This window comes from Pseudoalteromonas simplex, assembly GCF_015278155.1.
In the GTDB taxonomy this organism is placed as follows: Bacteria; Pseudomonadota; Gammaproteobacteria; order Enterobacterales; family Alteromonadaceae; genus Pseudoalteromonas; species Pseudoalteromonas simplex.
This window is the reverse complement of sequence record NZ_JADILN010000004.1, coordinates 187,011-199,909: the sequence shown is the minus strand read 5'-3', so window position 1 is coordinate 199,909 and position 12,899 is coordinate 187,011. Positions and strand designations below refer to the sequence as shown.

11 protein-coding genes are annotated in these 12,899 nt (G+C 42.6%); 9 read left to right on the top strand and 2 right to left on the bottom strand.

Annotated features, from left to right (window positions below):
* Positions 1–75: 75 nt before the first annotated feature.
* The 3 genes from IRQ78_RS10210 (at position 76) to IRQ78_RS20595 (ending at position 817) form a co-directional block, all read left to right on the top strand.
* Positions 76–234 (top strand): hypothetical protein, encoded by a 159-nt coding sequence (locus tag IRQ78_RS10210; RefSeq protein WP_166338734.1) that lies wholly within the window; start codon positions 76–78, stop codon positions 232–234.
* Positions 224–451 carry a hypothetical protein gene (locus tag IRQ78_RS20600; protein WP_228482595.1) on the top strand — a complete coding sequence of 76 codons (228 nt, stop codon included), beginning with the start codon at positions 224–226 and terminating at the stop codon, positions 449–451. Before IRQ78_RS10210 ends, IRQ78_RS20600 begins: the two co-directional genes overlap by 11 nt.
* Positions 452–547: 96 nt before the next feature.
* Positions 548–817, top strand: a complete 270-nt coding sequence (locus IRQ78_RS20595) for a Fic family protein (protein ID WP_323741565.1) — start codon at positions 548–550, stop codon at positions 815–817.
* Positions 818–904: 87 nt separating this feature from the next.
* Here IRQ78_RS20595 and gorA read toward each other — a convergent pair whose 3' ends face one another.
* A complete protein-coding gene (gene gorA / locus IRQ78_RS10200; protein WP_194442033.1) occupies positions 905–2,266 on the bottom strand; it encodes a glutathione-disulfide reductase in 1,362 nt (453 codons plus the stop codon).
* 151 nt (positions 2,267–2,417) lie between these two features.
* Here gorA and prlC point away from each other — a divergent pair, with 151 nt between their 5' ends.
* The 5 genes from prlC to IRQ78_RS10175 all read left to right on the top strand — a co-directional run bounded on the left by prlC (position 2,418) and on the right by IRQ78_RS10175 (position 9,178).
* Positions 2,418–4,469 (top strand): oligopeptidase A, encoded by a 2,052-nt coding sequence (prlC, locus tag IRQ78_RS10195; RefSeq protein WP_194442032.1) that lies wholly within the window; start codon positions 2,418–2,420, stop codon positions 4,467–4,469.
* Positions 4,470–4,576: 107 nt separating this feature from the next.
* Positions 4,577–5,755, top strand: a complete 1,179-nt coding sequence (locus tag IRQ78_RS10190; protein WP_194442031.1) for a response regulator — start codon at positions 4,577–4,579, stop codon at positions 5,753–5,755.
* A gap of 43 nt (positions 5,756–5,798) precedes the next feature.
* The gene (locus tag IRQ78_RS10185) at positions 5,799–6,554 is read left to right on the top strand and encodes a class I SAM-dependent methyltransferase (RefSeq protein WP_138599257.1); all 756 of its coding nucleotides are present in this window, start codon (positions 5,799–5,801) and stop codon (positions 6,552–6,554) included.
* A gap of 117 nt (positions 6,555–6,671) precedes the next feature.
* Positions 6,672–8,597, top strand: a complete 1,926-nt coding sequence (locus tag IRQ78_RS10180; protein WP_194442029.1) for a methyl-accepting chemotaxis protein — start codon at positions 6,672–6,674, stop codon at positions 8,595–8,597.
* Positions 8,598–8,704: 107 nt separating this feature from the next.
* Positions 8,705–9,178 (top strand): peroxiredoxin, encoded by a 474-nt coding sequence (locus tag IRQ78_RS10175; RefSeq protein ID WP_194442028.1) that lies wholly within the window; start codon positions 8,705–8,707, stop codon positions 9,176–9,178.
* A 76-nt stretch (positions 9,179–9,254) separates the two neighbouring features.
* On the opposite strand, the gene IRQ78_RS10170 is transcribed toward IRQ78_RS10175, so the two are convergent.
* The gene (locus IRQ78_RS10170; protein ID WP_054552770.1) at positions 9,255–11,390 is read right to left on the bottom strand and encodes a S8 family peptidase; all 2,136 of its coding nucleotides are present in this window, start codon (positions 11,388–11,390) and stop codon (positions 9,255–9,257) included.
* Positions 11,391–11,713: 323 nt separating this feature from the next.
* Between IRQ78_RS10170 and IRQ78_RS10165 the strand changes: the two genes are divergently transcribed.
* On the top strand, positions 11,714–12,898 hold the full coding sequence (locus IRQ78_RS10165; RefSeq protein ID WP_194442026.1) for a BaiN/RdsA family NAD(P)/FAD-dependent oxidoreductase: 1,185 nt from the start codon (positions 11,714–11,716) through the stop codon (positions 12,896–12,898).
* Position 12,899 lies beyond the last annotated feature (1 nt).

The window sequence follows — 12,899 nt, the reverse complement described above, 5'->3', positions numbered from 1 at the left end:
TGTACTTTCGAATAAGTTGATTAATGGCAATTTATGCTTGAATAAGCTAGAATTATCAGTATTACAGGAGGGTTTATGACTACCAAAACTGCTAAGACTAGCAATCAGCAAAAAACTAAGTTTATGCCCGATATGGATAACTTTAAGGTCAGTTTAAGCTATGAAGGTCTAACGCTGAAAACTAATAGTGAAGGCAAAAGTATTGCTGAATTGAAGCGTAAATATGCGCGATAAATACGGGGTAGCTCAAGATAAATATTGCTACCCTGCCTCTGATGTATTAATTAATTTATTAGATATTCGAGAATCGGATATATTAGATCAAGCTGAAGCTGAGTTTACCGCTGAACGCTATAGAACTTATGACTCCCCCGAACAACCTCTATCTAAGTTTTCACTTGAGCATTTAAAACATCTTCATCACCACTTATTTCAAGACTTATATGTGTAGGCAGGTCAAATTAGGGATGTTGATATCTCCAAGGGTAATACCCGCTTTTGTACTTGGACGCGTATTGAGCCTTAAGCTAACAAATTATTTCGAACCATTCCGGCAATATCGAATTGTCAGAATAATGATGAACTAATTGAAAAAGTGGCAGACTTGTTTTGTGAGCTAAATTTACTTCACCCATTCCGCGAAGGTAACGGTAGAGTGTTACGTTTCTTTTTTGAAGAAGTGTTATATAGCATCGGCTATAAGGTTTCGTGGCCTCCAATCTCTCAGAGAGAGTGGATTGATGCGAATATTGCAGGTGTGAATTTAAACCTAGATTTACTTAAACGTATTTTTAGTCAAGCAATTTCTGAGCTTTGATAGTGTACTGAAATCACTACCAAATTTACTCAATAAAAAACCTTGTGGCAGCACCACAAGGTTTTAAAATTGACTCGCAACGCGAGTTTATCTCATCGTTACAAACTCTTCTGAGCCCGTCGGGTGAATAGCCACAACAGCATCAAAGTCTGCTTTGGTTGCGCCCATCTTCATTGCAACGGCAAAGCCTTGGATCATTTCGTCAACGGTAAAGCCAATGCCGTGTAAGCCAACAACTTTTTCGTCTTCGCCTGCACACACTAGCATCATGTTACATGCTTGACGGTGCTGAGTAACCGCTGTGTACATTGCTGCAAAGCTTGATTTATATACTTTAACGTTATCGCTGCCGTATTGATCAATCGCTTGCTGCTCTGTTAAACCAATTGTGCCGATTGGTGGATGGCTGAATACCACAGTAGGTACTAGCTCGTAGTCCATTTTTAAATCATCAGGTAGTTCTTTATTGAATAAGCGCTCTGATAAAATACGACCTGCTTTAACGGCTACTGGCGTAAGTTCGATACCGTTTTCGATGATATCGCCAACTGCGTATACGTTTTCAGCTGTGGTATTTTGGAATTCGTCTACTTTAACGTAACCAGCTTCAGTTACTTCAACACCTGCCGCAGCAAGATTGATCTTGTCAGTTGTAGGTGTACGGCCAATTGCCCAAATAACTTCATCAACGTTTTGGCTGTGACCATTTTCAAAGTGAATGGTTAAGCTGCCATCGCTTTCTTTAACTACTTCTTTAGGTGTGCACTCAGTGTGAAGAGTCGGGCCTTCTTTTGCCATAATATCGATAAGCGTATCAACAATGTATGGGTCAAAAGTACGTAGTGGTTTGTTTTTACGAACAAACAGGTGTGTTTCTGTACCAAGGCTATGAAGTACGCCTGCGATTTCAACGGCAATGTAGCCTGCACCAACCACAGCAACACGCTTAGGCTGTGTGTCTAGCTCAAAGAAGCCATTTGAATCAATACCAAGCTCAGCGCCTGGAATGTTAGGAATAGTAGGGCGGCCACCAACAGCAACAAGAATATGGTCTGCCGTGTATAGCTCACCGTTTACTTCAACCGTTTTGTTATCAACAAACTTAGCAAAGCCATTGATTACAGTTACACCATTACTCGATAAGTACTTGTTGTAACCTTGGTGAATACGGCCAATATACGCTTCGCGGCTTTCAACTAATTTAGCCCAGCTAAAACCTTTTAATTCAACATCAAAGCCGTAGTCAGGTGCATATGCGTTAATTGCTTCAGCAATTTGTGCGCCGTGCCACATTACTTTCTTTGGAACACAACCCACGTTTACACAGGTGCCACCCATGTGTTTTGCTTCAATAAGAGCGACTTTTGCGCCACGCATTGCTGCACGGTTTGCAGAGGCAATACCGCCACTACCACCACCAATTGCAATGTAATCAAAATGCTGAGCCATAGTTTGTCCTCAAAAATAGATAACTTTTTATTAATTAATCGATTTAGTAATAAGTTGATAATAGCATAATAAAGACCAAGGTTAAGCCCCTTGTATTTCATCAATTCGCCCCAACTTCAAAATCATCTTCGCATAAAATTTGAGAACGAAAATGACAATTGCAGAAAATAACCCGCTCATTGGTTTAGAAGGGCTACCGCCGTTTTCTAAAATTAAACCAGCACACGTAGTGCCAGCATTAAAAGCAGCGATTGCTGAGTGTCGTACCAAAATAGATGAGGTACTGGCAACTAAATCATACACATGGAATGATTTGGTGCTTCCGCTTGAAGAAGCTGATGACAAGTTATCACGCTTATTTTCACCGGTATCACATATGAATTCTGTCGTTAATAACGACGAGCTACGTGAAGCCTATGAGCAATGTTTGCCGTTGTTATCTGAGTATTCAACCTTTGTTGGTCAGCATCAAGGTTTGTACGATGCTTACAACGCGCTTCACAACAGTGATGAATTTAAAACACTAACGACTGCCCAGCAAAAAACCATTACTAATGCACTGCGCGATTTTGAGCTATCTGGTATTGCCTTAAAACCTGAACAACAAAAGCGTTATGGCGAAATCAGTGCGCGCTTATCTGAGCTGGCCTCTAAGTTTGGTAACAATGTAATGGATGCCACGCTTGCTTGGCAAAAGCATATTACAGATGAAAGCGAACTGGCTGGTTTACCAGAGTCTGCGTTAGCACTAGGTGCTGATACAGCTAAAAGCAAAGAGCTAGAAGGCTGGGTATTCACGCTAGATTTTCCATCTTACTTACCAATCATGACTTATGCTGATAACCGCGAGTTACGTGAAGAGTTTTACACTGCGTTTGTGACGCGTGCCTCTGATCAAGGCCCTAACGCTGGTGAATTTGATAACTCAGCTATTATGAGCGAAGAGCTTGCCCTGCGTCATGAACTTGCCGAGTTACTTGGTTTTAACAGCTACGCTGATATGTCATTGGCGACTAAAATGGCAGAAACGCCAGAGCAAGTTTTCTCATTCTTAGAAGATTTAGCTGCTAAGTCTAAGCCACAAGCTGAGCAAGAGCTTGCTGAGCTAACAGCTTACGCAAAAGATAAGCACGGTGTGACTGAACTGGCTGCGTGGGACTACGCTTACTACGGCGAAAAGCTCAAGCAAGAGAAGTACGCGATTTCTGATGAAGTATTGCGCCCATATTTTCCTGCCAATAAAGTTCTAAGTGGCTTATTCACTACCGTTAATCGTTTATTTGGTATTAGCGTTAAAGAAGTGACAGAGTTTGATACTTACCACCCTGATGTACGTTTCTTCGAAATTTACGATAACAGCAACACGTTACGTGGTCGCTTTTATCTAGATTTATACGCCCGCGATCGCAAGCGCGGTGGCGCGTGGATGGATGACTGCATGGGTCGAAAAGTACGTGCAAACGGCGAATTACAAACCCCAGTTGCGTACTTAGTGTGTAACTTTAATAAAGCAGTGGGTGATAAGCCGGCTTTGTTTACGCATAACGAAGTGACTACGTTATTCCATGAGTTTGGTCATGGTATTCACCATATGTTGACACAAGTTGATGCTGCGCCAGTTGCTGGTATTAACGGTGTTGCATGGGACGCGGTTGAGTTACCAAGTCAGTTCCTTGAAAACTGGTGTTACGAAGAAGAAGCGCTGAGCTTTATTTCGGGTCATTACGAAACAGATGAGCCATTACCAAAAGAGTTACTAGATAAACTCCTTGCGGCGAAGAACTTCCAATCAGGTATGCAAATGCTGCGTCAGCTTGAGTTCTCGTTGTTTGATTTTACTATTCACCATACTTACAAAGCAGGTGAGCCATGTCATATTCAAGCAACACTTGATGAGGTACGCAGTAAAACGGCTGTTGTTAAAGCGCCAGCGTTTAATCGTTTCCAGCATGGCTTTAGCCATATTTTTGCAGGCGGTTATAGCGCAGGTTATTACTCTTATAAATGGGCTGAAGTACTCTCGGCCGATGCGTTTTCTAAATTTGAAGAAGAAGGCATTTTTAACCCAGCAACGGGCGAAGCTTTCTTAAAGAACATTTTAGAAAAAGGGGGGAGCGAAGAGCCTATGGAGCTATTTAAAAAGTTCCGCGGACGCGAACCACAAGTTGATGCACTACTAAGACATAGTGGTATTGCAGCATAATACACATTACTTAAACTAAAGCGCCGTAAGGCGCTTTTTTATTAATAATTCTTAGCAAATTCAATCTTGCGTACTATTCTTTTTAAAAACAGTTGCAGGAATTAAGTATGTCAAAACTTGTATTAGCCATTGATGATGATAAGTATGTCCATCATGTGATTGAAGAATCACTATCGGGCTTTTGCACGTTGATCCATGCTAAAAATGGTGAAGAAGGATTAAGACAGGCGATAAAGTACAGCCCAGACATTATTTTACTTGATGTTGAAATGCCTGCTAAATCAGGGTACGAGGTGTGTAACGAATTAAAAGCTAACCCGCAAACTAAAGATATTCCTGTGATGTTTTTATCGGGTAAAGCGGACTTACCAGACCGTGTAAAAGGCTATAACGCAGGTGCAGCTGATTACATTGTAAAACCATTTAATGCTGAAGAGCTGATGGCACGTATTCGCGTGTTATATCAGTACCGCCAGCATTCAAAAAAATTAACCAGTGACGTTGAGCGAGCGCAAATAACCGCCGAAATAGCGATGACAGATTCAGGTGATATGGGACGCATCATGCGCTACGTTGGGCAGACTTATCATGCGCATGATATCAAAGCGTTATCTGAGCATATGTTTGAGTTTTTTAACCCGATGGAGCTTGATGTCGTGCTGGCGTTTTGGTATCACGATGTCGGCGTGTTTTGCTGTGCCGAAGGTGGAGTATGTCCTTTAGAGCAGGAGTTACTTGAAAAACATCGTGATGCGAATCGCTTTGTTGATTTTAGCCACCGCACCATTATTAATTACCCTAAAGTGTCAATGTTAGTCAAAAACATGCCACTAGATGATGCCCAACTTTATGGTCGTTATAAAGATTTATTCCCGCACATCCTCGAAGTCACAAACGCAAAAGTTCAAGATATGGAAATTAATGAGCGGGCACTGACTCAGGCACAGCAAATTGGGAATGCCTTTAATGAACTATCTCAACAAATGTATCAAAACAGTGATTCACGCGAACGAGCGGTTGAAAAACTAGCTGCGCAATTGGATGAGTTAAATAAGTCAATCGCACAAAGCAATTTGTCGAGTAGTGATGAAGTAACTTTTCATCTACAGCAATTAGAGCAGACTAAGTTATTATTTTCTTCGCTCAATGATGATTTAGCGTTTATAAAATATCAGTTAAAACACATTATTGAAGCGCGTAGTGATCTTCTCGCCAGTTTGCAAAAAATGGCAGAGCCTAGTCACACTGAAGATGTCACTTCACAAACGGATATCGAGCTATTTTAAGCCATGCTATACTGACGCCGATTAATATAGCTCGGAGTTTTGTGTGGTAATTCATTGTCCTTTTAAAGAAATGCGTCCTTATTTAGATGCAATAGAGTTACGTTTTGGTTTAGCTAAGTGGGCTGAGCAGAATGCGGGCTTTTCGCTTCATTATGACGACCAAGGTCTTAGCCTGAAGAAAAAGGACGAGCCAAAGCTGGGTGCAATCCACGTTGATTTTGTAACGGGTGCTGCAGCTCACCGCCGTAAGTTTGGTGGAGGTAAAGGGCAAGCTATAGCAAAGGCTGTAGGGTTAAATAAAGGTGCCACACCAGTGGTTCTTGATGCCACCGCAGGCCTTGGTCGTGATGGCTTTGTACTGGCATCACTAGGCTGTAAAGTGATTTTACATGAGCGCCATCCAGTAGTTGCTGCGCTATTATTTGATGGCCTAGAACGCGCCTATAACGATGCAGAAATTGGCCCCTGGATGAAAGAAAACATGAGCTTAGTGTTTGGCTCTAGTCATACGTTACTGGCGCAATGTAGTGATACTCCTGATGTTGTGTACTTAGATCCTATGTTTCCTCATCGTGAAAAATCAGCCCTCGTTAAAAAAGAAATGCGAGTATTCCAAGAGCTTGTTGGCTCAGATAGCGATGCCGATGATCTATTAGAGTTTGCTTATCCGCTTGCTAGTAAGCGAGTGGTTGTGAAGCGCCCTGATTACGCGCCATTTTTAAATGACAAAACCCCGAGTATGCAAATCAAAACCAAAAAGAACCGCTTTGATGTATATGTAAAAGCGGCAATGGTTTAAATCTAATGTTTTTGGATGTATCTGGTTTTTTCGTGTAGTTGTTTATGGTGGCATTTCATCATATTGTCATAAAAGGTTAATATTCTACGCGCGCAACGTTACTTGGGAATATCGTTTATGCGCGTGTCATCATTTACTCGGCTATTGGCCGTTTTACTTACTCTCGCTAGTATTTTATTAGCAGCCACTCTGTTTTGGGCAAGTCAAACCTTATTCGGTTTAGAGCAACAAGATAACGCTTATAACAAGCTAAAAAACACCATCATTATTGATTTAAAAAGCTACCTTGATGATTATTTAGAACAAGGTGACAGCCAACACTTAAATAAAGCTTCTACGCTGATAAGTGATGTTAAAAAGCAGCTTTTAGCTAAGTTGCCTAGTGATCTTGCAAGTCAGCTTAATAGCCAGCTAACAGCACTCGATAAAGACATCAACGGTAAGTACCGCGCTTTAGGTAAGCTATCGGGTAACGAAATGGCGCTGCTTGATAACTCGTTAAGACAAATGGCAGGTTCAGCTTCATCATTAATTGGCTATGCAAGTAAAGCCGAGCCGCAAACAGCGCTTGCACTTGAGTATTACCAACTAGCTGCTGACTACTACAGCGAAGTCACTTCACTTGCTTTGTACACTTATAAGTTAGTGATCAACTTTGATCAAGACACTAAAAACAGCCTCAATCAAAGTGTTGAAAACCTAAATGCGCTTGGGGCTAAAATCGATAAACTCGAAAATTTAGGTGTAATGAGCGAAGTGGATGAAGACGCTTTATTTTTTGGCGAAGAAGCAGAAGATTTGGCCGGTGACATAAAAGCTGAGTTAAGTAGCTGGCCCAAACGCTTCCCACGTGATTTAGCATCCACTCTTGAGCAAGCAGAGCAGCGTCAAACCGGCATGCAAGCATTGCGCGAGCAAATAGGCGCCTTGTCTACAACGGTGCTCGGTGCAGAGCAAAAGCTAAAAGATGAACAGAGCGACCTTAAGCAGCAAGTGTTTATCGTGTTTTGTGTAGCCATTGGCATGCTGGTGGTTTTAGCAGCGGGTGTGTATTTCGTACAGCGTAACCAAGTGCTTAACCCGCTGCGTCAATTGCGTGATGGCTTTGCTTTCTTAATTGAGAGTAATGAGCTTAAAAACATTGAGAGTAAAAATCCGAAAACTGAAGTCGGTGAAATTGCCCATTACTTTAATCAATTGATTGAGCGCCAGCGTGGTGAAGCAGAAGAACGAGCACAAATGCTTAAGGTTATTAATGACTTTATGCTAGAGATGAGCGAGCACTTACATACGATTGCCCAGCAAACTGATGCTAGCCACTCTCAGGTTGAACAAAACCAAAGTTTACTTACTGATATTCAAGACATTGGTGAACAGGTTAATAACATCAATGGTCAAGTTGCTGATAACGCCAAACAAACCTTTGGTGCGATGGAGCAGAGCCTAGGCTTTGCAGATAGCATGTTAACCGCAAGCTCTCGTACTGAAGAACGCGTTGAGCAAGGCCTAGATAGCTTAAAAGAGCTATTAAAAGGCGTTGATGATGTGGGTCAAGTTATTGAGGTGATTAAAAATATTGCTGAGCAAACAAACTTATTAGCACTGAATGCAGCGATTGAATCGGCGCGTGCAGGTGAGCATGGCCGAGGCTTTGCGGTGGTCGCTGACGAAGTACGAAAACTTGCCAGACAAACGCAGGGGTCACTTGATGATATTAACAATCAGTTAAACCGCTTAAGTGAAAACTCCACCATGGTATCGGAGCAAATTAGCGCACTGGCTAATGATGCCGAGCTACAAACACAAAATGCCCAAGAACTTAAACGTAACTCCGAAGGCGTAGCTGGCAACGCGCAAGATGCAAATAAGGTCGCATTTGATGCTATGGAGCTGGCTAAACAGCAAAACGCCTTACTAGAAAACTTCAGTCAATCAATGCAAAGCATGAAAGGGCAGGTAAGCGAATCAAACTCTCTGGTTAGTGATATTCAACATCGCCTACAAGAGCAAATGCATACCATTAAAGCCAGCTTAGGTTTATAACCCTTCAAAGGGCGAGCAATGGTTTACGTTGTTTGTCCTTAAAATCATGCTGTATTCAATTTTTTAGGTATATACTCTGTACTCTTATTTTCTTTCAAGGAATTACGATGATCGAACAAGGCCACACTATACCTACAGCAACCCTTAGTGAATTAACTAGCGAAGGCATGCAAACCTTAACAACAGAGGCATTATTTGCAGATAAAAAAGTAGTGTTGTTTGCGGTGCCGGGTGCATTTACACCAACATGCTCTAATGCTCACTTACCTGAGTTTATTACCCTGGCCGATAAAATTACTGCTAAAGGCGTTGATGCAATCTACTGTGTATCGGTGAACGATGCATTTGTAATGAAAGCATGGGGAGAAGCTCATAACGCTGAGCATATTCGTATGTTAGCAGATGGTGATGCAAGTTTTACCAAAGCACTTGGTTTAGATAAAGACACAGCTGGTTTTGGTGGTATACGTTCTAAGCGTTATGCAATGATCGTTGAAAACCAAACTGTAACAGGGCTGTTTGTTGAACAAGACAAAGAGTTTGTAGTAAGCCGCGCTGAAGCTGTGCTAGAAAAGCTTTAATAGCAATTCATAAATACAAAAAAGCCGGACGTAAGTCCGGCTGAAAGTCCCTGGGGGTGACTTAGGAGATCAACTATTAAGGTTGATATTGCGCATCCAGTGTAACACCCGAGAAAGTACGGTAAGCATTTAAGCTTAAGTGCCAAGTACCTGCTTGTGGATTACTGAACGTACAAGTTTCTGCGTTACCGTTTTTGTAAGGGCGACAATCATAGCTTGATGATGTTGGTTGGCTACCAAACTTAACGAATAAGTCTGAATCGCCAGTACCGCCTGATGTCGTTACTGTAAAGCTTGCCATACCGGCAGGAACATCAATAGTGTAATGCTTCCATTGGCCTGCACTTGCAGAGATATCTGTTACTGTGCCACCACCTGCTTGTGGTGAACCTGAGCCTGAACCACCGCCAGAAGTTGTTAAATCACCTACTAGGCTAACACCTGAGTATGCAGAGTAACCATTCAGCATTACATGGTAAGTACCTGCTGTTGGGTTATCGATAGAACATACTTCGTTGTTACCGCCTTTATACGGGCGACAATCATAGGTTGATGTTGTTGGTGCGCTACCTGCACGAACGTAAAGGTCAGCATCGCCTGAACCGCCACTCATTGTGAAGGTTACGTTAGTCGCACCTGTTGGAACTTCCATTGTGTAGAAAGTTTGGCTGCTAGCAGAGCCACTTAAACCAGTTAGTGCTTGACCATCTTCTAATACGTTACCCGTTGGTGGTGGCGGTGTTGTACCTGAGGCTGCTGCAACCGCGGCTGCCGCATCAACAATACCTGTACCACAGCTAGTACATGTTGCTGGGAAAGAACGAGTTGTCGATTTTAAGATACTTTCGATTTCATCAGGTGTTGCTGATGGCTTAGCTTGTTTGATTAATGCTGCGACACCCGCAACATGTGGAGCTGCCATCGATGTACCTTGTGAGTAGTGGTATGAATCACTGCTAGGGCTTGAAGAGCCTGAGTTGTGAGTAGATAACACACCTTCAGAGTCATTCGCAAAGCTTTGCGCGCCACCCGGTGCTGCAACGTCAATGTTGCTACCGTAGTTTGAGTAGTATGCACGACCACCGTTACGACCAACAGATGCAACGTTTACAACACCATTACAGTTACCAGGGTTGTAGTTTGCAGAGTTATCGTTATCGTTACCTGCAGCGATTACAATTACAGAACCGTTGTTACGCGCTTGATTGATTGCATTTTGCGTTGTTGAGCTACATGAACCGCTACCACCTAAACTCATGTTAATAACATCAGCAGGGTTAGCATTTGCTGGTACGCCAGAAACTGAACCACCCGATGCCCAGATGATGCCGTCAGCGATATCAGAAGTTAAACCACCACATTTACCAAGTACACGCACTGGCACTACTTTTGAGTTGTAAGCAACACCGGCAACACCTTCACCGTTATTAGTGACTGCTGCAACAGTACCCGCAACGTGTGTACCGTGCCAGCTTGAGCTTTGTGCACTGTGTGTGTAACCACATTCGTTAGCGCTGATTGCATCACCCGGATCGCGTGCATCGCTATCACGACCACCGCCATCGTTCGCTACAGACACGTTAGAGATCATGTCATAGCCTTGAAGAATGTTAGCATTTAAATCAATATGAGGGCGGTAACCAGTATCAAGTACCGCTACAACGACACCGCTACCCGTTGCTGTATCCCAAGCAGTAGGAAGGTTAAGACCGCCCGCTTGCTCGTAGTAGTGCCATTGGTCGTCATAACGAGGGTCGTTAGGCGTCGCAAACGGCTTTAACATTTGGTCGATTTCGATGTATTCAACGTTACCAGAAGCGACCATTTCTTGCATAAATTCTTGGGTTTCTTCAGCTGATAGTTTTTTATCAGCACGCATTACGTGGTGATTACTCATCGCCATTGCACGAACGTATTGTGCTTTTACTTTACCTTTTTTGCTGCTGAAGTTTTTAATAAAGCCTTTTGCTTTTTTGTTCATCATAGTCGGCGTTTGTTCTGCTGCCGACATGGTCATCATTTCATCACTATTGTTTTTATACTTGATGATAAATTGAGTACCAAAGCCTTCTTGGCCTTGTAATTTAGCTGCAGTTTCCTGCATAGATGGTGACATAAGTTGATCTGGAGTAGCCATAGCTGCTGTTGTTCCAAACAACGCAGTCAAGCTCAGTGCAATTGCGCATTTCTTCAAGTTGTTGTTAGTTGTCATAATGATCCCTAGATTGTTATGTAAATCTCCACGATGTTTTTCGTGAAGGGGGACAAAGGTAAAATATATGTTAATTTAGTTAAAATATCGTTTTATTATGGTTGTCTCTATTTTGGTTATAACTAAATGTATAGACGTCTAAATCAGTCTTTTTGTGGTGTTTTTTGCTTATTTTCTCATAATAAAGTTATAATTTTATGGTTTTGAGTTTTTGCTTTATTTCGTTTTTTGGTTTTATCTTTTTTGTAAAAACATCTCTGAGTTAACACAGCGACGACAATAACTTGTTATAATCAGCTAAATTTTTTTAGTGAGTATGAGTAATGACCCAAGTAGATGTAATTGTGATTGGTGCCGGCGCCGCAGGTTTGATGTGCGCTGCACAAGCAGGCTACCGTGGTCGCAATGTTACTGTGCTTGATATGGGCAAAAAGCCGGGCCGTAAAATATTAATCAGCGGCGGCGGACGTTGTAACTTCACCAATGAAAACGCAAGCCCAGACAACTACTTATGTGGCAATCCTCACTTTGTAAAATCGTGTTTAAGCCGTTATACCCAACATGACTTTATAGAGCTGGTGGACCGTCACGGCTTGGCGTATCACCATAAAACGCTGGGTCAGCTATTTTGTGATAACAGCGCACAAGATATCGTTGACATTCTTTTAACTGAGTGTGAGTGGGCAGGTGTTAACATAGCGCTGCGTAACGAAGTACTCAGCGTGACAAAAACCGATGCGGGTTATGAAGTTATTACCGAGCAAGATAGCTATCAATGCGAGTCGTTAGTTGTCGCATCGGGCGGATTAACCATGCCTAAGCTTGGGGCATCACCAATTGGTTATAAAATTGCTGAGCAATTTGGTTTAACAGTGCTACCAACCATGGCGGCATTAGTGCCATTTACGTTGCACCAGCATGATAAAGATCGCTTTGATGGGTTATCGGGGATCAGCATTCCTTGTCTGGTTACCAGTGAAGATGGCACCCAGTTTAAAGAAAACATCTTGTTTACTCACCGTGGCCTTTCGGGCCCAGCTATTTTACAAATCAGCTCTTTTTGGCGTGCAGGGCAAACTGTGTACATCAACTTGTTACCCGAGCTCGATTTAAAGCAGCAGCTTGAGCTTTGGCGTCAAAGCCAAGGGCAAAAGTCACTAAAAAATACCCTAGCGACCATTTTACCAAAACGCTTTGTTGAAATGCTGCACGACACGAAAGCGATCCCAGATTGCAATGTAAACCAGCTAAGCCATGCGCAAATCGACGCGTTACATGACTACATTCACAATTGGCAAATTAAACCCAACGGCACAGAGGGTTATAGAACAGCCGAAGTAACGCTTGGCGGTGTAGACACCGACGAGTTAAGTTCAAAAACTTTCGAAGCGAAAAAGTCACCGGGCCTTTATTTCATCGGCGAAGTCACTGACGTCACCGGCTGGCTAGGCGGCTACAACTTCCAATACGCCTGGAGCTGCGGCTTTGCAGCAGGGCAGTATTGTTGAT

Excerpts from the sequence above, each read along its gene's own strand:
- IRQ78_RS10210 (WP_166338734.1), top strand. The coding sequence starts at position 76 with ATGACTACCAAAACTGCTAAGACTAGCAATCAGCAAAAAACTAAGTTT.
- IRQ78_RS20600 (WP_228482595.1), top strand. The coding sequence starts at position 224 with ATGCGCGATAAATACGGGGTAGCTCAAGATAAATATTGCTACCCTGCC.
- gorA (WP_194442033.1), bottom strand. The coding sequence starts at position 2,266 with ATGGCTCAGCATTTTGATTACATTGCAATTGGTGGTGGTAGTGGCGGT.
- prlC (WP_194442032.1), top strand. The coding sequence starts at position 2,418 with ATGACAATTGCAGAAAATAACCCGCTCATTGGTTTAGAAGGGCTACCG.
- IRQ78_RS10190 (WP_194442031.1), top strand. The coding sequence starts at position 4,577 with ATGTCAAAACTTGTATTAGCCATTGATGATGATAAGTATGTCCATCAT.
- IRQ78_RS10180 (WP_194442029.1), top strand. The coding sequence starts at position 6,672 with ATGCGCGTGTCATCATTTACTCGGCTATTGGCCGTTTTACTTACTCTC.
- IRQ78_RS10175 (WP_194442028.1), top strand. The coding sequence starts at position 8,705 with ATGATCGAACAAGGCCACACTATACCTACAGCAACCCTTAGTGAATTA.
- IRQ78_RS10170 (WP_054552770.1), bottom strand. The coding sequence starts at position 11,390 with ATGACAACTAACAACAACTTGAAGAAATGCGCAATTGCACTGAGCTTG.
- IRQ78_RS10165 (WP_194442026.1), top strand. The coding sequence starts at position 11,714 with ATGACCCAAGTAGATGTAATTGTGATTGGTGCCGGCGCCGCAGGTTTG.